This is a genomic window from Micrococcus sp. MS-ASIII-49 (assembly GCF_000946635.1).
Classification (GTDB): domain Bacteria; phylum Actinomycetota; class Actinomycetes; order Actinomycetales; family Micrococcaceae; genus Micrococcus; species Micrococcus luteus.
In genome coordinates, this window is sequence record NZ_JXSP01000162.1 from 1 (window position 1) to 19,223 (window position 19,223).

General features: G+C 75.2%; 18 protein-coding genes. 16 read left to right on the plus strand and 2 right to left on the minus strand.

The window, feature by feature from the left end; translation table 11 throughout:
• The 4 genes from dacB to hpt form a co-directional block, all read left to right on the plus strand.
• On the plus strand, positions 1–1,297 hold a 1,297-nt coding region (gene dacB, locus SJ20_RS10465), incomplete at its 5' end, for a D-alanyl-D-alanine carboxypeptidase/D-alanyl-D-alanine-endopeptidase (protein WP_044659869.1).
• A gap of 34 nt (positions 1,298–1,331) precedes the next feature.
• Positions 1,332–2,564: a zinc-dependent metalloprotease gene (locus tag SJ20_RS10470; protein ID WP_044659870.1), complete on the plus strand. Its 1,233-nt coding sequence runs from the start codon at positions 1,332–1,334 to the stop codon at positions 2,562–2,564.
• On the plus strand, positions 2,551–3,750 hold the full coding sequence (tilS, locus tag SJ20_RS10475; protein ID WP_044659871.1) for a tRNA lysidine(34) synthetase TilS: 1,200 nt from the start codon (positions 2,551–2,553) through the stop codon (positions 3,748–3,750). Before SJ20_RS10470 ends, tilS begins: the two co-directional genes overlap by 14 nt.
• Positions 3,751–3,799: 49 nt before the next feature.
• Positions 3,800–4,351, plus strand: coding sequence for a hypoxanthine phosphoribosyltransferase (gene hpt / locus SJ20_RS10480; RefSeq protein WP_044659872.1), 552 nt, complete (start codon positions 3,800–3,802; stop codon positions 4,349–4,351).
• An 82-nt stretch (positions 4,352–4,433) separates the two neighbouring features.
• On the opposite strand, the gene SJ20_RS10485 is transcribed toward hpt, so the two are convergent.
• The gene (locus SJ20_RS10485; protein WP_044659873.1) at positions 4,434–5,462 is read right to left on the minus strand and encodes a type IV toxin-antitoxin system AbiEi family antitoxin domain-containing protein; all 1,029 of its coding nucleotides are present in this window, start codon (positions 5,460–5,462) and stop codon (positions 4,434–4,436) included.
• A 395-nt stretch (positions 5,463–5,857) separates the two neighbouring features.
• Between SJ20_RS10485 and ftsH the strand changes: the two genes are divergently transcribed.
• The 9 genes from ftsH to SJ20_RS10530 are packed head-to-tail and all read left to right on the plus strand — an operon-like array spanning position 5,858 to position 14,185.
• Entirely contained in the window at positions 5,858–7,948 is a 2,091-nt protein-coding gene (gene ftsH / locus SJ20_RS10490) for an ATP-dependent zinc metalloprotease FtsH (RefSeq protein WP_041104656.1), read from the plus strand.
• Positions 7,949–7,965: 17 nt separating this feature from the next.
• A complete protein-coding gene (gene folE, locus SJ20_RS10495; RefSeq protein WP_020625291.1) occupies positions 7,966–8,586 on the plus strand; it encodes a GTP cyclohydrolase I FolE in 621 nt (206 codons plus the stop codon).
• 26 nt (positions 8,587–8,612) lie between these two features.
• Positions 8,613–9,527, plus strand: a complete 915-nt coding sequence (gene folP / locus SJ20_RS10500; RefSeq protein WP_044659874.1) for a dihydropteroate synthase — start codon at positions 8,613–8,615, stop codon at positions 9,525–9,527.
• Positions 9,524–9,904, plus strand: coding sequence for a dihydroneopterin aldolase (gene folB / locus SJ20_RS10505; protein ID WP_044659875.1), 381 nt, complete (start codon positions 9,524–9,526; stop codon positions 9,902–9,904). Before folP ends, folB begins: the two co-directional genes overlap by 4 nt.
• A complete protein-coding gene (gene folK / locus SJ20_RS10510; protein WP_044659876.1) occupies positions 9,901–10,545 on the plus strand; it encodes a 2-amino-4-hydroxy-6-hydroxymethyldihydropteridine diphosphokinase in 645 nt (214 codons plus the stop codon). The genes folB and folK overlap by 4 nt, the downstream gene beginning before the upstream one ends.
• Positions 10,542–11,069, plus strand: coding sequence for a DUF3180 domain-containing protein (locus tag SJ20_RS10515; protein WP_020625295.1), 528 nt, complete (start codon positions 10,542–10,544; stop codon positions 11,067–11,069). The genes folK and SJ20_RS10515 overlap by 4 nt, the downstream gene beginning before the upstream one ends.
• A complete protein-coding gene (locus tag SJ20_RS10520; RefSeq protein ID WP_020625296.1) occupies positions 11,050–11,562 on the plus strand; it encodes a PH domain-containing protein in 513 nt (170 codons plus the stop codon). Before SJ20_RS10515 ends, SJ20_RS10520 begins: the two co-directional genes overlap by 20 nt.
• Positions 11,559–13,238 carry a PH domain-containing protein gene (locus SJ20_RS10525; protein ID WP_044659877.1) on the plus strand — a complete coding sequence of 560 codons (1,680 nt, stop codon included), beginning with the start codon at positions 11,559–11,561 and terminating at the stop codon, positions 13,236–13,238. Before SJ20_RS10520 ends, SJ20_RS10525 begins: the two co-directional genes overlap by 4 nt.
• Positions 13,235–14,185: a Rossmann-like and DUF2520 domain-containing protein gene (locus SJ20_RS10530; protein WP_044659878.1), complete on the plus strand. Its 951-nt coding sequence runs from the start codon at positions 13,235–13,237 to the stop codon at positions 14,183–14,185. The genes SJ20_RS10525 and SJ20_RS10530 overlap by 4 nt, the downstream gene beginning before the upstream one ends.
• A 159-nt stretch (positions 14,186–14,344) precedes the next feature.
• On the opposite strand, the gene SJ20_RS10535 is transcribed toward SJ20_RS10530, so the two are convergent.
• A complete protein-coding gene (locus SJ20_RS10535) occupies positions 14,345–14,821 on the minus strand; it encodes a low molecular weight protein-tyrosine-phosphatase (protein ID WP_020625299.1) in 477 nt (158 codons plus the stop codon).
• 261 nt (positions 14,822–15,082) lie between these two features.
• Between SJ20_RS10535 and SJ20_RS10540 the strand changes: the two genes are divergently transcribed.
• The 3 genes from SJ20_RS10540 to SJ20_RS10550 all read left to right on the plus strand — a co-directional run bounded on the left by SJ20_RS10540 (position 15,083) and on the right by SJ20_RS10550 (position 19,190).
• Positions 15,083–15,532: a DUF3806 domain-containing protein gene (locus tag SJ20_RS10540; RefSeq protein WP_044659879.1), complete on the plus strand. Its 450-nt coding sequence runs from the start codon at positions 15,083–15,085 to the stop codon at positions 15,530–15,532.
• A gap of 95 nt (positions 15,533–15,627) precedes the next feature.
• A complete protein-coding gene (locus tag SJ20_RS10545; protein ID WP_044659880.1) occupies positions 15,628–17,793 on the plus strand; it encodes an alpha/beta fold hydrolase in 2,166 nt (721 codons plus the stop codon).
• 170 nt (positions 17,794–17,963) lie between these two features.
• A complete protein-coding gene (locus SJ20_RS10550; protein WP_044659881.1) occupies positions 17,964–19,190 on the plus strand; it encodes a glycerophosphodiester phosphodiesterase in 1,227 nt (408 codons plus the stop codon).
• Positions 19,191–19,223 lie beyond the last annotated feature (33 nt).

The window sequence follows — 19,223 nt, forward strand, 5'->3', positions numbered from 1 at the left end:
GGCCCCGTCGGGCGCGCCCGCCTCGACTTCGACCGCCGCGCCGACGTCGTCGTCCCCGCCCGCCGGCCCCACCGCGGCCCAGGTGGCGGCCGCCGTCGAGCCGGGGCTGGAGACGTCCCCGGGCACGGTCTCCGCCGAGTTCCGCGACCTGGCCACCGGCCAGGTGCTGTACGCGCGGGTCGCGGACGAGCCCGTGGCCCCCGCCTCCTCGCTCAAGGTGCTCGCCGCCGCGGCCATCGTCTCCGCCCTGGGTCCTGAGACGACCCTGCAGACCACCGTCGTGGCCCAGCCCACCGCGGACGGCGCGGCCACCGAGCTGGTGCTCGTGGGCGGCGGCGACGTGCTGCTGGGCACGGGCACCTCGGACTCGACGCACGTCTCCGGCCGCGCGGGCCTGCGCACCCTCGCGGAGCGGACCGTGGCCGGGCTGGTCGAGGACGGCGTCACCGGGCAGGTGGTGGTCAGCACGGACCTGCGGCTCTTCGCGGACCGCACGGCCCTGAACCCGCGCTGGACGTCGGACATCCCGGAGAGCGGCAACATCGCGCCGGTGCAGCCGTTGGCCACCTACGGCGGCCGTGAGGCCCCCGGCACCGGGGAGGACCGCATCGAGGCCCCGGCGCAGTTCGCCGCGCTCACCTTCCAGGCCGCGCTCGACGACGCGGTGGCCGCCTCCGGCGCCGACCTCGAGGTGGGTCTGCGGGACACGATCCCGGCCACCGAGGTGCCGCGCGCCACGGTCCTCGCCGCCGCCCCCGTCGCGGCGGTGGAGTCCGCGCCCGTGGGGGAGCAGGTCGCGTACCTGCTGGCCCACTCGGAGAACCAGGTGGTCGAGGCCCTGGCCCACACGGCCGCGCCCGCCGCCGACCTGTCCGCCACCCACGAGGGCGCCACGCAGCTGCTGACGGCCACCGCCGAGGACCTCGGCGTGGACACCGCCGGGATGGCGCTCGTGGACTCCTCGGGCCTCTCCCCGGACAACCGGGTCAGCGCGGGCCAGCTGGCCGGCGTCGTCGCCGGGGTGGCCCGCACACCCGCCCTGGGCACCGTGCTGGAGGGCCTGCCGCGGCCCGGCGAGGACTCCACCCTGGGCGATCGGTTCCCGGATGCCCCCGCGCGGCAGGCCGTGGCCGCGAAGACCGGCACGCTCGACCAGACGGTCTCCCTCACCGGCACCGTCACCACGACGTCCGGGCGGGTCCTCGCGTTCAGCATCATCTGCTCGGATCTGCAGTGGAAGCTGGAGCCCGCGCGCGCGGCGGTCGACGAGGCCGTCAGCGCCGTCGCCGGGCTCTGATCCGAGGCCCGGGCCCTGTGGTCTGATGGAGCCCATGAGCGACGACCACGCGACCGACCGCCCCCGCACCGCCGCGGACGCCGAGCCGGGCGCCCCCGCCGAGCCGGGCCCCGCCGTCGCCCACCCGGTGGACTGGGCCTTCGCAGCACGGACCGCACGGTCCCTCGCCGCCGCCGGCCCCCGGTTCACGCCGCGCGAGGCGACGCGCGAGGCGGAGGGCCTGCGCGCCGCCGCGGAGGCCGCCGTGCCGCACGTCCACCGCCTGACCGGGCTCGAGGCGGCACGGGACCTGCGCGACTCGCAGGTGCTCGTGGTGGACCGCCCCACCTGGTCGCGCGCCGCCACCCAGTCCTTCGCCACGCTGCTGGACCCCACGTTCGCGCATCTGCGGGACACCCGGCCCCGTGAGCACGCCGCCGCCACCACCCGCGTCACCCGGCACGCCACCGCCCTGGAGATGGGCGGGATCCTCGCCTGGATGTCCGGGAAGATCCTCGGCCAGTACGACCCGTTCATTGCGCTGCCCGGCCCCGGGGGGACGGCGGGCGGCCCCGCCGGCGGGCGCCTGCTGCTCGTGGCCCCGAACGTCGCGCAGGTGCGCGCGGAGATCAACGTGGACCCGGCGGACTTCCGCCTCTGGGTGTGCCTGCATGAGCAGACCCACCGCGTGCAGTTCGCGGCCGCGCCCTGGCTGCGCGAGCACCTGCGGGCCGAGATCACGGCGCTCACCGTCGGCCTGTTCGACAAGGCCGAGTCCCTGCCCGAGCGCCTGCGCTCCGCGCTCGCGGCGGCGAACCCGCTGGGCCGGGAGGCCGACGCCGGCCGGACTGGGGCGCGGGACGGACACGACGCGCAGGACGCGGCCCCGGCCCGCCCCGCGCCGGGCCTGCTCGGTGCGATCCAGGACGAGGAGGACCGGGAGCGCCTGTCCCGGCTGACGGCCGTGATGTCCCTGCTCGAGGGGCACGCGAACGTGGTGATGGACGGCGTCGACTCCTCCGTCGTGTCCTCCGTCAAGACCATCCGCCGCCGCTTCGACGAGCGCGGCGACCGCCGCTCGCCCCTGGACCGCATGCTCCGCCGCCTGCTGGGCATGGACGCCAAGATGGCCCAGTATCGCGACGGTCAGAGGTTCGTGGCCGCCGCCGTGGCCGAGCTCGGCATGGCCGGGTTCAACGTGGTCTGGGACGCCCCCGAGCTGCTGCCGAGCGAGGCCGAGCTCCACGCCCCCGAGACGTGGGTGGCGCGCATCCGTGCCCAGGCCTGAGGCGCGGGACCCGGGGCCGACGCCGCCGGGCGGGGCCGGCGGCCTGCCCGCGGTCGGCGCATGGCCGCCGCGCACCCGCTGGCCCGAGCCCCTGCACCGGGCCGTCGCGGCGGTGCGGGAGGCCCTGGCGGGCGACGGGACCCGTCGCGCGGATGCCGTGCCGGGCCGGGCGGGGGGTCGCCCCCGCGGCCTCGTCGCCCTCTCCGGCGGCGCCGACTCCCTCGCGCTCGCCGTGGCCTGCGCCGTCCTCGTGGGCACCCGGGACGGTGCGCGGCTCGGCCCGATCGGCGCGGCCTTGGTGGACCACGGGCTGCAGTCGGGCAGCGACACCGTGGCGGCGGCCGCCGCCGACGTCGCCCGCATCCTCGGTCTGACCCCGGTCACCGTCACGCGGGTCGAGGTGGCCCGCACCGGCGACGGCCCCGAGGCCGACGCCCGGCGTGCCCGCCGGGAGGCCCTCGCCGCCGCCGCCCGGGACGCGGGGCAGGGGGGCGCCGCCCCGGGGGCGGGCACCGCCGTCGTCCTCACCGCCCACACCGCCGACGATCAGGCCGAACAGGTCCTCCTCGGGCTCGCACGCGGGTCCGGCACGCGGTCCCTCGCGGGGATCCCGGCGCGCGGGACGCTGCCGGGCGGGGCCGCCGTCGTCCGCCCCCTGCTGGGCCTGACCCGCGCGGACACCGAGGCGATCTGCCGCTGGGCCGGGCTGACCTGGTTCGAGGACCCGCACAACCGCGATCCCGCGCTGCTGCGCTCGCGGGTCCGCACCCGCGTGCTGCCCGCGCTCGAGGACCCCGACGCCGGCCTCGGCCCCGGCGTGCGGGCCGGGCTGGTGCGCACCGCGGCCATCGCGGCCGAGGACGCCGCGGCCCTCGACGTATGGGCCGGCGACGAGGTCACCCGGCTGCGCGTCGACCCGCCCGCCGGGGACCCGCGCGTCGTCTCCCTGGACCTGGACGCCCTGGCCGCGCTGCCCGCCGCCGTGCGCCACCGCGTGATCGCGCGCGCCGCCCGCGCCGCGGGAGGGCAGGCCCCGCCCCGCGAACGGATCCTCGCGGTGGACGCCCTCGTGACGGGCGCCCGCGCGGGGGGCACGTCGGCCGGCCCGGTGGAGCTGCCCGGCGGGGTGGCCGCGCATCGGGCGTGTGCCAGACTGGACCTCATCCCCTGCCTTCCCGGTCCCTGACTGCGGCCCGGCCCGGCATTCCCGCACGAGCACTCACCAGGAGCGGCGCATGGACGCACAGGATGTCCAGAACGACCTCAGCCACGTCCTCATGTCCCGCGAGGACGTGCAGGGCACGATCACGGACCTGGCCCGCCAGATCGACCGCGACTACGCGGACAAGGACCTGCTCATCGTCGCCGTGCTCAAGGGCGCGGTGATGGTGGTCGCCGACCTCACCCGCGCCCTGCACTCCCACGTGGAGCTGGACTTCATGGCGGTCTCCTCCTACGGCTCCGGCACCAAGTCCTCCGGCGTGGTGCGCATCCTCAAGGACCTCGACGCGGACCTCACCGGCCGGCACGTCCTGATCGTCGAGGACATCATCGACTCCGGTCTGACCCTGTCCTGGCTCAAGGCCAACCTGGAGTCCCGTGGCCCGGCCTCTGTCGAGATCTGCACCCTGCTGCGCAAGCCGGAGGCCATGAAGGTGGACATCGACGTGAAGTACGTCGGGCGGGACATCCCCAACGAGTTCGTGGTGGGCTACGGCCTGGACTACGCGGAGAAGTACCGCAACCTGGACTTCGTGGGCACGCTCGCCCCGCACGTCTACAGCTGACCGGGGGGCCCGGCCCGGCGTGGCCAGGTCAGGTGTGACCGACCTGTCACGTGTGGTGTCGCTCTGACGCCGGATCTCCGCCCTATTCCGACTCCTTGCGTGACAGGTCGCCGGCGTTCTCGAGGTGACGGCGCACCTCCACGATCACGCGCGTGAATCCGCGGCGAGCGTCGGAGGAGGACACGGTGATGTTCCGGTAGCCCCGTCGCTCGAAGGCCGCGTTGCGCTGCACGTCGCGGTCGATCTGGCGATCCGCGCCGTGGTGGCCGCCGTCGTAGTGCAGGGCCACTCTCGCCTGCCGATAGCCCAGGTCCGCCGTCGCGGGGTGGTGCAGGGAGAACTCCGGGTCCCAGACCTCGAGCTGCAGTGCGGGCTCGGGGAGCCCGGCGGCCCTCAGCGCGAGCCGCAGCCGCGTCTCCTTCGGCGAGTGCGCCCCCACCCGGACCAGTGTGGCGGTGGTGCGGAGCCGTCGTCGTCGGTTGTGCGCGGACGGGCTCGCTTCGGCCGCCTGGGCCAGGGCCGCCCGGGTCCGCTCGGCGGCGTCCGGGCCGCCGGACAGCTGCGCCCGGCGGACGAGATGGTCGCCGAGGATGACGAGCTCGTCGTCGTCGAGCAGGGCCGAGAGGTCGACCCAGAGACGGGGCGGGGCGGTGACGTACCAGGCCAGGCCGCCGATCCGCACGCGCTCCACGTCCGCGGGCGGGAGCGCTGTTCGGTGGGAGGTGACGCCGGGGAGGGAGAGCTGGCCACGGTCTCGCGGGCGGCTCACGTGGACGTCGTCCCCCGCGTCCAGTCGCTCCGGCAGCCAGATCTCCCGGGCGCGGGCCGCGGTCTGGTGCGACACCACCGTGGTGGCGCGGTGCCGGGCGAGTCGCAGCAGCAGCTCGTGTTGGGTGGCCGAGAGCGGGGTGCTCCACCGGTAGGGGGAGGAGCCGGCCACGGGGCGCTCGACGGCGGCCGGGGTGGCCTCACGCCGGCGGTAGAGGCCCCGGGCGAGGCGTTCGACGTCGGAACGACGCAGCCGGTTGCGGTCGATGCCGGCGGCCCTCGCCTGCGCGGCGGTGAAGGGGCCGTGAAGCAAGGCCGCGGGAAGCGGGGCGGGGTGACGCATGGTGCCAGCCTGGCGCGGTGGAGCGGGCGGCGTCCTGAGCCGCCGCCGGCCTGGGGAGGGATGCGGGTGCACGGGGGTCTGTGCAGGCGGGGACGCAGGGGCGCGGTCGCAGCGCCAGCGTTCCTGTCACGCGAGCGGTCGCTCTGAGGTGCGATCCACGCGCCATTCCGACCTCTCGCATTCCCGGTGGGCGTCAGGACGGCGCTGGCCGACGTCGCCGCCGGCCGACCGCCCGCGCCCTGTCCACCTGACGCGAACAGTCAGCGGACACCCGGGCCGGGCCGGTACCGTGGGGGCTTGACCCGGGCGCGACGTCGGCCCTGCGCCGGCCCCGGCCGCACGGCGGCCGCCCCGGGCAGCCCGGCCCCCGCGGCAGACCAGGAGACACTCGGACCGTGAAGAAGCTGTTCAACAAGCCCTACGTCTGGATCCTGCTGGGCCTGCTGGTCCTCGCCGTCGCGATCCCGCTGACCACGTCACAGAGCGGCCGCACCATGGTGGACACCAACGTGGGCATGGCCCTGCTGAAGGACGACAAGGCCGCGCAGGCCCGCGTGGTGGACGGGGACCAGCGCGTGGACCTCACCCTGCGTGAGCCCTACAAGCAGGACGACCGGGACCTCGGCAAGGAGGTCTACTTCTACTTCGCCAGCGCGCGCGCCACGGACGTGGTCACCGCGGTGGACGACTCGGCCCTGGACGGCTACACGGACGAGCCGGTGCGGAGCAACTGGTTCCTCTCGCTGCTCGGCTTCATGGTCCCGTTCCTGCTCATCGCACTGCTGTTCTGGTTCCTGATGTCCCGCATGCAGGGCGGCGGCGGCAAGGTCATGCAGTTCGGCAAGTCCCGCGCCAAGCTGATCAACAAGGACAACCCGGACGTGCTGTTCAAGGACGTCGCGGGCGCGGACGAGGCCGTGGAGGAGCTCCAGGAGATCAAGGAGTTCCTCACCGTGCCGGACCGCTTCCGCGCGGTGGGCGCCAAGATCCCCAAGGGCGTGCTGCTCTACGGCCCGCCCGGCACGGGCAAGACCCTCCTGGCCAAGGCCGTGGCCGGTGAGGCCGGCGTGCCGTTCTACTCGATCTCCGGCTCGGACTTCGTGGAGATGTTCGTGGGCGTCGGCGCCTCGCGCGTGCGCGACCTCTTCGAGCAGGCCAAGTCCAACGCGCCCGCCATCATCTTCGTGGACGAGATCGACGCCGTCGGCCGGCACCGCGGCGCAGGCATCGGCGGCGGCAACGACGAGCGTGAGCAGACCCTGAACCAGATGCTCGTGGAGATGGACGGCTTCGACGCCTCCACGAACGTCATCATGATCGCCGCGACCAACCGCCCGGACGTCCTGGACCCGGCGCTGCTGCGCCCGGGCCGCTTCGACCGCCAGATCCCCGTGGACGCCCCGGACCTCGAGGGCCGTGCCAGGATCCTCGAGGTGCACGCGCAGGGCAAGCCGATCGCCCTGGACGTGGACCTGCGCTCCCTGGCCAAGCGCACCCCCGGCTACACGGGTGCGGACCTGGCCAACGTGATCAACGAGGCCGCGCTGCTCACGGCGCGCTCGAACAACAACGTGATCGACAACCACGCCCTGGACGAGGCCGTGGACCGCGTGATGGCCGGCCCGCAGAAGCGCACCCGCCTGATGAACGAGCACGAGCGCAAGGTCACCGCCTACCACGAGGGCGGCCACGCGCTCGTGGCGGCCGGCCTGCGCAACTCCGCCCCGGTCACCAAGATCACGATCCTGCCCCGCGGCCGCGCCCTGGGCTACACGATGGTGGTCCCGGAGGACGACAAGTACTCCGTCACCCGCAACGAGCTCCTGGACCAGCTCGCGTACGCGATGGGCGGGCGCGTGGCGGAGGAGATCGTGTTCAAGGACCCGTCCACGGGCGCCGCGAACGACATCCAGAAGGCCACGGACACGGCCCGCAAGATGGTCACCGAGTACGGCATGTCCGCCAAGGTGGGCGCCGTCAAGCTCGGCGGCGGCAGCTCCGAGCCCTTCGTGGGCGGTGCCCCCGGCGGCTCCTCCCGCGAGTACTCCGAGGAGCTCGCGTACCTGGTGGACGCCGAGGTCCGCACCCTGCTGGACCAGGCCCACGCCGAGGCCCACTGGGTGCTCACGGAGAACCGGGACGTCCTGGACCGGCTGGCCTACGAGCTGCTGGAGAAGGAGACGCTGACCCAGGAGGCCATCGCCGCCATCTTCGCGGACGTCCGCAAGCGGCCCGAGCGCGGCGTGTGGCTGGCCTCGGACGACCGGCTCCCGCAGGACATCCCGCCGGTCCTCTCCCCCTCCGAGCGCCGCTCGCGCCACGACGGCGGGGAGCAGACCCCCGTCGGCGTCGAGGGCACCACGGTGCCGGTGCGTCCGGAGGGTGCGCCGCCGTCGTCGCTGGGCGGGGACGCGGCCGGCCCCGGCCTGCCGCCGCACGGCGGTCCGAGCAACACGCCGGGCCCCGGCGAGGGACCGACCTTTTGACCGCGCAGGAGACCCGCATGACAGCCCACACCCCCGACGACGCCGTCCCCGGCACGTTCGACCCGGACTCGACCGCGGTGGACCGGCCGCGCATCGAGGCGGCGGTGCGGGAGATCCTGCTGGCGATCGGTGAGGACCCGGACCGCGAGGGCCTGGCGGACACCCCGGCGCGGGTGGCCAAGGCGTACGCGGAGTTCTTCGCGGGCCTGCACCAGAGCCCGGACCAGGTGCTCGGCACCACGTTCGACATCGCGCACGAGGAGCTCGTGCTGGTGAAGGACATCCCGTTCTACTCGACCTGCGAGCACCACCTGGTGCCGTTCCACGGCACCGCGCACATCGGCTACATCCCCTCCGCCGAGGGCCGCGTGACGGGGCTGTCCAAGCTGGCCCGCCTCGTGGAGCTGTACGCGCGGCGTCCGCAGGTCCAGGAGCGGCTGACCACGCAGGTGGTGGAGGCGCTCATGGAGCACCTGGCCCCGCGCGGGGCGATCGTGGTGGTGGAGGCCGAGCACATGTGCATGTCCATGCGCGGCGTGCGCAAGCCGGGCGCGAAGACCGTCACCTCGGCGGTGCGCGGCCAGCTGCGGGATCCGTCCACGCGCTCCGAGGCGATGAGCCTCATCATGCACGGCTGAGGACCACCGACGGCGGAGGAGGACACGTGGACGAGAGCATCGACGCGGCGGCGCGGGAGGCGAACCGCGCCCTGCTGGGGCGGCTGCCCGCGGGCCGGACCCTGGTCATGGGCATCCTCAACGTCACCCCTGACTCGTTCTCGGACGGCGGGGAGCACGCCACCGTCCGCGCGGCCGTCGAGCACGCCCGGCGCATGGTCGCGGACGGCGCGGACATCGTGGACGTGGGCGGGGAGTCCACCCGCCCCGGGGCCCGCGCCGTGCCGCCGGCCGAGGAGCAGGAGCGCATCCTGCCCGTGATCGAGGCGCTGCTGGCCGAGGACGTCGTCCTCTCCGTGGACACGCGCCACACCGCCACCGCCCGGGCCACCCTGGCGCTGGGGCCGGTGATCGTCAACGACGTCTCCGGCCTCGCCCACGAGCCGGAGATGCCGGCGCTGATCGCCGCGTCGGGCGCGCCGTACATCCTCATGCACAACCGCGGGAACCCGCAGACCATGGACGGGCTGGCCGTCTACGAGGACACCGTCCCGGACGTCGTGTGCGAGCTGCGGGACGTGGCCGGCCGCTTCCTCGCCGCGGGCGTCGAGCCCGCGCAGCTGATCGTCGACCCGGGCCTGGGCTTCGCGAAGGCCGGCGAGCAGAACTGGGAGCTGCTGCGCGGCCTCGAGTGGCTCCGCGCCATGGGCCACCCGGTGCTCGTCGCCGCCTCCCGCAAGCGGTTCCTGGGCACCCTGCTGGCGGACGACGACGGCACCCCGGCCCCGCCCGCCGCGCGCGACGCCGCCACCGCGGCCATCTCCGCCCTCGCCGCCGCCCAGGGCGCGTGGGGCGTGCGCGTGCACGACGTGCGCGCCAGCGCCGACGCCGTCCGCACCGCCGCGGCCTGGGCCGGGGCCCACGCCCCGGGTGAGCCCGTCTCCGAGGACGTGCTGCCGTGAGCGCCCGGGACCGCATCCGCCTGGCCGGACTGTCCGCCGTCGGGCACCACGGGGTCTTCGACCACGAGCGCCGGGACGGGCAGCCGTTCGTCACGGACGTCGTCCTCCACCTCGACGCCGGCCCCGCCGCGGCCGGCGACGACCTCGCCCGCACCGCCAACTACGCCGAGGTCGCGGACACGGTGGTCCGCCTGGTCACCGGGGAGCCGGTGGACCTGATCGAGACCCTCGCCGACCGGATCGCCCGCGCCGTCCTCGCCGAGCAGCCCGTGGTGACCGCCGTCGAGGTCACCGTGCACAAGCCGCAGGCGCCCATCCCGCACGACTTCGCGGACGCCGCCGTCACCGTGCACCGCACCCGGGAGGACCTCGCGTGAGCACCGTCGACTGGTCGCACCCGGCCGAGGGCCCCGCGCCCGTCCCCGAGCTGAGCGCCCGCCCGGACGCGCCCGTCGCGGCCGTGCTGGCCCTCGGCGCCAACCTGCGCGAGCCCGCGCAGACGCTCGACGCCGCCGTCGCCGCCCTGTCCGCGCTGCCGCACATCACGGACGTCCGGGCCTCGCCCCGGGCCGTCACCACACCCGTGGGCGGGCCGCCGGGCCAGCCCGACTACCTCAACCAGGTGGTCACCCTGCGCACGGACCTCGCGCCGTGGGAGCTGCTCGCGGTGGCGCACCGGCTCGAGCAGGACCACCATCGGCGGCGTGAGATCCGCTGGGGCGCGCGCACCCTGGACGTGGACGTGATCGCCTACGGAGACGTGCGCAGCGACCACCCGGACCTCACCCTGCCGCACCCCCGCGCGGCCGAGCGGGCCTTCGTGCTGCTGCCGTGGCTGTGGCTCGACGCGGACGCCACGCTCGCCGGCACGCCCGTCGCCGACCTCGCCGCCGTCGCCGCGGACGCCCCCGGGGTGCGCCGTCAGGAGCCCGAGCGGCACCGGCTGCTGGCCGGCACCGACGACGTCGCCCCGCTCCGCCCGGCACGCCCGGACGCCCTCGGGAGGGAGGCCACGTGATCGCGCTGCGCTCCGGGTGGACCCTGCTCGTGGTGCTGGTGGCCGCCGTGCTCGGCTGGCTGGCCGGGCTCGCCGCGCCGTCCCTGGGCTGGCCGGCGCCCGTGGTGGGCCGCGGCGGCCTGATCACCGTGGCCGCGGTCTCCGTGCTGTGCCTCGCGCTGGGCTGGCGCGTGCGCCGCGACCGGGAGAAGCCCGCCGCCGCGCGGATGGACCCGCTCGCCGCGGCCCGCACCCTCGTGCTCGGCCAGGCCTCCGGCTTCGCGGGAGCGGCCCTCGGCGGGTGGCACGCCGGGGTGGCGGTGCAGGTGCTGCTGCGGGCCGGCGTGGAGGCACCGACCGTGCGGGAGGCCGCCCTGCAGGCCGTCGGCGGTCTCGTCCTGCTGGTGGTGGGGCTGATCGTCGAACGGTGGTGCCGGATCCCGCCTGAGGAGGATGCGCCCGAGGGCGGTCGTGGGCAGGATGGGTCCCCGGGCCGACCGGCCCGTCCCGAGACGGAAGGAGGGTATGCCCGTGCCCGGCATTGACCTGAGCGGCGTGGCCTTCACGCCGGCCTCGCCGCGGCTGGCGACGGTGAAGCTCATCGCCACGACCATCGGCCACCTGATCTGGCTCGCCGCGTTCTCCGTGCCGCTGATCCTCAAGCTCACCGGCCCGTGGGCGGGGATGGCCGCGTGGGTCGCGTGGGGGCTGCCGGCCGTCGTCGTCGTGTCCTGGATCGTGGACCTGATCCTGATCCCGCGGCGCGTGCGCGCGATGGGCTGGGCCGAGCGCGAGGACGACGTCCTGTGGCGCGAGGGCATCCTGTTCCGCAGCGTGCATGCGGTGCCGTACGGCCGCCTGCAGTACGTGGACGTGTCGGACGGTCCGCTGCTGCGCCGGGTCGGGCTGCAGACCCTCACCCTGAAGACCGCCGCCGCGGGCGGGGACGTCACCCTGGAGGGCGTGCCCCGCGAGAGGGCCGAGGAGCTGCGCGAGGTCCTCATGGCGCGCGGCCAGGCGCGGCTGGCGGGCCTGTGAGCGCGGCCGCCCCGCCCCCCGCCGACGACGCCGGCTGGGTCCGCGTCCACCCCGCCTCGCCCTGGGTGCGGGGCTGGACCTTCCTGCTGCTGATCCTGTTCTTCGCGGGCCGCAACGCGGTGGAGGACTTCGCGGCGGGCCGGCTCAGCGGGGAGGACGCCCCGGGCGGCGGCGACGGCAGCCTGCTCGTGGCCGGCGGCATCCTGCTGGGGGTCACCCTGCTGATCAGCCTCGTGTTCTTCTTCTCCTGGTGGTTCACCCGGTTCCGCTGCGGGGAGGACCGGATCGAGCTGCGCCAGGGCTGGCTCTTCCGCAGCCGCCGGCAGATGCGCTACGACCGCATCCAGGCGGTGGACCTGCAGCACCCCCTCGTGGCTCGGCTGCTCGGGCTGGCCACAGTGAAGGTCGAAGCGGCCGACGGCGGCGAGTCCGCGCTCGAGCTGTCCTTCCTGCGCCGCGCCGAGGCCGAAGCGGTGCGCCGGGAGATCCTGGACCGCGCGTCGGGGATGCTCGGGGGAGCCGGGGCGGACGCGTCCGCGCCGGAGCGCGCGGCCGAGCCCGGCCTCCCCGACGCCGACGCCGCGGACGCCGGCGAACTCATGCTGCAGGTGCCCGCGGGGCGGCTCCTCGGCTCCGTCCTGCTCTCCGGAGGCGTGCTGGGGGTGCTGGCCGGGTCCCTGATCTGGCTGGGCGGCCTCGCCCTCGTGGTCGCGCTGCTGCCCGAGGCGGTGCTGGACGATGGGGAGACCCTGACCGGGATCGGCGCGGCCGCGGCCCTGCCCGCCCTGTTCTCCGTGGCCGGCGTCGCGTGGTCCCGGCTGAACGCCGGCTGGGGTTTCCAGGTGCGCCGCTCCACCGACGGGCTGCGACTGCGGCACGGGCTCACCGAGACCACCCACCAGGCCGTCCCGCCGGGGCGGGTGCAGGGGGTGACCGTCTCCCAGCCCCTGTTCTGGCGGCCCTTCGGCTGGTATCGGGTGAACATGGCGGTGGCCGGGTACCTGCAGGAGTCCGACGGCGCCCGGGACGTCGCGCTGCCCGTCGGCCCGTGGGAGGACGTGCTCCGCGTCCTCACGGTCGTGGCCCCGGACCCGGGCCTGGAGGATGATCCGCGCGCCGCGCAGGGGCTGACCCCCGCCGGGCTCATGCACCTGGGCGTGCACGGCACCGGCACGGAGGGCGGCTTCCAGCACGTGCCGCGGCGCGGCAGGTGGTGGTTCAACTGGTTCGCCTGGCGGCGGACCGGCTTCACGACGACGCGGTCCCTGCTGGTGGTGCGCAGCGGCTGGTTGAACCGCCGGCTGCAGACCCTCCAGCACGAGCGCATGCAGGCGGCCGAGCTGGCGCAGGGCCCGGTGCAGCGACGCCTGGGTCTGGCCACGGTGCGCGTGTGGGTCGCGGGGGCGAACGCCGTGGTCCGCGACCTCGACGAGGACGTGGCCGTGGACCTGTACGCCCGGGAGGCCCGGCACGCCGCCGTCTCGCGTCGCCTCACCGACCGCGACCAGTGGATGCGCCCCGAGGAGCTGGCCCGCTTCGAGCAGCGCACGCGCGAGGTCGCGGCCACCGAGGTGGGCCGCCGCGAACTGGCCCGGGCCGGCGTCGGCGGCGGCGCCGTCGTCGGGGAGGAGAGCGGGGCAGACGTCCCCGCCGTGCGCGGCGAGGAGGAGCGATGACCGGCGGACTCGACCTGAGCCTGGACCCGCATGACCCGGCGCAGCGGCCCGGGCGGCTGGGCGTCGGCGTGGTGAGCGCGGGTCGTGTGGGGGCCGTGCTGGGCTCGGCGCTGCGGGCTGCGGGCCACACGATCACGGGCGTGCACGCCGTCTCCGAGGCCTCGCGGGACCGCGCGGAGATGCTCCTGCCGGGCGTGCCCGTCCTGGAGATCCCCGAGATCCTGCGCCGCTCCGAGATGGTCGTCTTCGCCGTCCCGGACGACGCGCTGGGCGAGCTCGTGGCCGGCCTGGCCGCCGCGGGCCACGTGCAGACCGGCCACCTGCTCGTGCACACCTCCGGCCGCTACGGGGTGGGGGTGATGGAGCCGGTGCGCGCGCACGGGGCGATCCCCCTGGCGATCCACCCGGCCATGACGTTCACGGGGCTGAGCCTCGACGTCGCCCGGCTGCAGGACTGCGTGTTCGGCGTGACCGCGGACCCCGTGGTGCTGCCCGTGGCCCAGGCGCTCGTGGTGGAGATGGGCGGCGAGCCCGTGGTCGTGAAGGAGGCCGACCGGGCGGCCTACCACCTGGCGCTGTCCCACGGGTCGAACCACCTGGTGACGCTGACGGCGCAGGCCCGTCAGATCCTCGAGACGATCGGGGTGGCCGACCCGGAGCGGGTGCTGCGCTCGCTCATGACCGCCGCGCTGGAGAACGCGCTCACCGACGGCGACGGCGCCCTCACCGGCCCCGTGGCCCGCGGCGACGTCGACACGCTGCGGACCCACCGTGAGACCCTCGGCGAGCTCGAGGCCGGGGGACTGTCGGCGGACGTGCGGGCCGTGTGGGAGACCCTCGCCCGCGCGACGACCGACCGCGCCGAGACCCGCGGCGCCCTGCGGGCGGACACGGCGGCGCGGCTGCGCGAGGTCCTCGACGGCTCCGACGACCCCCACGACGACTGACCGCCCCCCGCCGCCACCCCGCTTTCGTTCGGGAAACGGCGGGTCCCGGGCCGTTTTCGTTCGGGAAACGGCGGGTCCCAGGCCGTTTTCGTTCGGGAAACGGCGGGTCCGGCGGCGTTCGCGTCGCTGGGACGAGACCCCGGGACCGCGCCCCGGCCGTCAGAGGCGCCCGTCGCGGATCGCGGCGACGACGCCGTCTGCCGCGTCCTCGATCTGCCGGTACATCTCCTCGAACTGCGGCCGCGGATACCCGTACGGATCGGGGACCTCGCGCACCCCGGCGCGGTCCGCATCCGACGCGAACTCGCCCATCAGGTGGATCCGGTCCCGCTGCTCGTCCGTGGTCGCGAGCCGCCGCGCGTCGGCGAGGTTGGCCTCGTCCATCACCAGGATCAGGTCGGCGTCGTCCACGAGGTCGGCGGACAGCTGCACCCCCACCGTCGGGAACTCGTAGCCCAGTTCCCCGCCGACCTCGCGGGTGAGGTGATGCGGCCGGGCGCCCACGTGCTCGTCGGACGTGCCGGCGGAGGTGACCTCGACGTCGTCGAGACCGGCCTCCGCGAGCTTGCGGTTCAGCACGGCCTCGGCGGCGGGCGAGCGGCAGATGTTCCCCAGGCAGACGGTCATGATGCGCATGGGGCCAGTGTCTCAAGTCCGGGCGGGGGCGGCGGACGACGACGGCCCGCACGCTCGGCTCGTCGCCGGCGGGGCGGCATCGGGTGCGTCCACGAGTGGTCCCGCTGGAGGGTCGGAGGCCTCAGGCGGTCCGTCCCCCGGTTCCTCGCCGTTTCTCGAACGAAAGCGCTGCGACACGCCGCCGTTTCTCGAACGAAAGCGCGGCTGGCACCGTCGGTTCCGGCGACGACGGCGCCCGACGCGCCTGGCAGGATGGAGGCCATGACCGACCAGCCCGAGATGAGCCCCCTGACCGAGCCCGAGCGGGAGTGGGTGCGCGTCCGTCGCGACTTCGCCGCGCAGGAGGGCGTGGACCACCTGGACCTGGACGCGGTCGCCGCGTACTACGACGCCGTGCTGGCCCGCTCGCAGGCGGAGGCCGACGAGTTGGACCCCGAGGAGCTGGCGGTGCTGCTGGACGTCGTCGCGGTGCTGCTCGGCGAGCACCTGGGCGCTCGCCACGGCATGCAGTGGGTGACGGTCGCGGACGAGGAGGGGCCCGCCCTCGCGCTGCGGGACACCCTCTCGGACGCCGTCGTCTTCCCGCAGCCGGTGGTCGGCCAGAGCTGGAACGACCAGGCCACGGGGGAGTGGATGGGCGGGTACGTCGACTGGCTCGGCGAGCAGCTCCAGCAGATCCGGGCCGACGCCGGCACGCTGCCCGGCGCCTGAGGCGCGGCGGGCACCGGGGCGGCCCGCCGTCGAGGCCACCACCCCGCCGCCCTCCGTGTTGCCCGGATCACGTGCGGGCCGATAGAAACGAACGCATGACCTCCACCCCGGACACCCCGGACAACACCCCCGCCACCCCCTTCCACGACCTCGACGCCTTCACGGCCCTGCCGCGCGTCGCCGGTCTCACCCTCAGCCCGGACGGCGCCCGCCTGGTGACCACCGTCGCCACCCGGGACGCGAAGGGCACCGGCTACGCCACCGCCCTCTGGGAGGTCGACCCCGCGGGCGAGCGCCCCGCCCACCGCCTGACCCGCTCCCGCGAGGGCGAGGCCGGCGCACAGTTCGCCGCGGACGGCACCCTCTTCTTCACCTCCGCCCGTCCCGACCCCGCCGACGCCGAGGCCGAGAAGCGCAGCGCCCTGTGGGCCCTGCCGCCCCGGGGCGGCGAGGCGCGCGTGGTGCTCTCCCGCCCGGGCGGCGTCACCGCGGTCACGTGCGCCTCCGCGGCGGACCGCGTGGTCGTCACGGCGGACCGGCTGCTCGGCGCGACCACCGAGGCCGAGCACGCGACTCTCGCACAGACCCGCAAGGACGCGGGCGTGGACGCCATCCTGCACACCGGCTACCCCATCCGCTTCTGGGACCACGACCTCGGCCCCGCCCGCCCCGAGCTCTTCGTCCTCGAGCCCGGCCCGGACCCGCAGGGTGAGCCCGCCACGGACGCCGACGCCGCCGAGCCCGGCCCCGCCGCCTCCGGCCTGGCTCCCGAGGCCGACGACGCATCGCACCACCTGCGCCACGTCTCCGGCTTCCCGCGCTCCCACGCATTCGGGATCGGCGCACAGGTGGCCCCGGACGGCTCGTTCCTGCTCACCACGGCCGCCACCGCCGAGGCCCGCGGCAACGTGCGCGAGGGCACGGTGGTGCGCGTGGACCTGGCCACAGGCGAGCACCGCGTCCTGCACGACGTCCCCGGTGAGGACGTGGCCGTCGGCCCCGTCAGCCATGACGGCACGCGCGCCGTCGTCGTCCGCACCCCCGACTCCACCCCGCACTCCGCCGTGCACCCGCGCCTGTACGTGATGGACACGGCCACGGGCCAGACCACGCCCCTGGCCCACGGCTGGGACCGCTGGGCCGACGTCGTCGCGTGGCTGCCGGACGACTCCGCGGTGATCGCGCTCGCGGACTCGGAGGGTCGCCGCCCGGTGTTCCGCATCGAGGTGGCCACCGGCGCCGTCGCGCAGGTGACCCGGGAGGACGAGGCGTGGACCGACATCGTGCTCTCCCCGGACGGGGCCACGGCCTACGGCGTCCGCTCCTCCTACCTGTTCCCGCCGGAGGTGGCGCGGATCGACCTGGCCACGGGCGAGACCACGCGCCTGCCGAACCCCGTGGAGCGCCCCGCGATCCCGGGCACCCTCGAGGACGTGGAGACCGTCGCCGAGGACGGCACGCACGTGCGCGGCTGGCTCGTGCTCCCCGAGGGGGAGGCGCCGGCCGGCGGTCACCCGCTGCTGCTGTGGATCCACGGCGGGCCCCTGGGCTCGTGGAACGCGTGGAGCTGGCGCTGGACCCCGTGGATCATGGCGGCGCGCGGCTACGCGGTGCTGCTGCCGGACCCGGCGCTGTCCACGGGCTACGGCCAGGACTTCATCGAACGCGGCTGGGGCCGCTGGGGCCAGGCGCCCTACACGGACCTGATGGCGCTCACGGACGCCGTCGTGGCGCGTGAGGACGTCGACGGCGACCGCACCGCCGCCATGGGCGGCTCGTTCGGCGGCTACATGGCGAACTGGGTGGCCGGGCACACCGACCGGTTCCGGTGCGTGGTCACGCACGCCTCGCTGTGGGCGCTGGACGGCTTCGGCCCGACGACGGACGCCGCGTTCTACTGGGCCCGCGAGATGGACGAGCAGATGCAGCAGGAGAACTCTCCGCACCGGTTCGTGGGCGAGATCGTCTCCCCGATGCTCGTCATCCACGGCGATAAGGACTACCGCGTGCCGATCGGCGAGGGGCTGCGCCTGTGGTCGGACCTGCTGGCGAAGTCCGGGCGGCCGGCCGCCGCGGACGGCACCACCGACCACCGGTTCCTCTACTTCCCCCACGAGAACCACTGGATCCTCGCCCCGCAGCACGCGAAGGTCTGGTACGAGGTCGTCCTCGGCTTCCTGGGCGAGCACGTCCTCGGCGACAGCGCCCCGACGGCCCCGGAGACGCTGGGACTGACGCGGCCGTCGTCGACGGCGGGCTGAGTCGCCGGGCCCGGTGCCGCGCATCGTGACGGGCGGCTGAACCTCTCCGATCAGCCGCCCGTCACCGGCTGTTCACCGGACGGGCCGGCTGTGGCCGGAGGGGGGCCACCCGGCCGACACCCGGATCTGGCCCACTGGAGCGGTCATCCCCCCCCGGAAAGGACCGTTCCATGACCTCCGTCCGTCGTCACGCCGCCCGCGGCCTCGTGGCCCTCGCCGCCGCCGTCGCCGTCAGCGCCCCGCTGGCCGCCCCGGCCGTCGCCGCCCCCGCCGCAACGGAGACCCCGGCCGCCGCGCAGTCCGTCACGGGCAAGCCCGTAGTGCGTCCCGACGTCGTGGGTCATCGTGGTGCCTCCGGCTACCGCCCCGAGCACACCCTGGCCGCCTACGAGCTGGCCGCCGCCCAGGGCGCGGATGTGATCGAGCCGGACCTGGTCTCCACCAAGGACGGCGTGCTCGTGGTCCGCCACGAGAACCTGATCGACGGCACCACGGACGTCGCCCAGCGACCCGAGTTCGCGGACCGCAGGACCACCAAGGTCGTCGACGGCGTGGCCCTCACCGGCTGGTTCACCGAGGACTTCACCCTCGCCGAGCTCAAGACCCTGCGCGCCAAGGAGCGCCTGCCGCAGGTCCGCCCCGAGTCCGCGTCCTACGACGGCCGGTACCAGGTGCCCACCTTCGAGGAGGTGCTCGAGCTGCGGGAGCGCCTCTCGGCCCGGCACGGCCGCGAGATCGGCGTCATCCCCGAGATCAAGCACCCCACCTACTTCGACTCCATCGGCCTGTCCATGGAGGAGCGCGTCGTCGAGCTGCTCGACGAGCACGGCCTGAACAAGCGCAACGCCCCCGCCACCGTGCAGTCCTTCGAACTCGCCAACCTGCGCGATCTCAACGAGAACCTCGGCCTCAAGGCCGAGACGGTGTTCCTCTCCAGCGTCACCGGCGCACCCTATGACTCCGTGGCCGCCGGCGACGAACTCCGCGACTACGACTTCTACGAGACCGCCGCGGGCATGCGCGAGATCCGCGCGGCCGGCGTCGACACGCTCGGCCCGGCCTTCGCGCAGATCATCACCAAGGAGAAGGACGGCTCGATGGGCGAGGAGACCGCGTTCGTCTCCCTCGCCCACCGCGCGGGCCTCGAGGTGGTGCCGTACACCTTCCGCGCCGAGAACCAGTTCCTCTACACGGAGTTCCGCTCCTCCACGGACCGGAACGCACAGGGCGACATGGTCGGCATGATCCAGCCGTTCCTCGACGCCGGCATCGACGGCTTCTTCACCGACCACCCCGACCTCGGCGTGCAGGCCGTGGACGTCTGGATGCAGGGCAAGAAGGAGCACCCGGGCCGGGGCGTCGGCAAGACCGCCCAGCGGGGCCTGAAGGTGCGCTGACCCCGTCCCGACCGGAGACGACGCCGTCGCGCC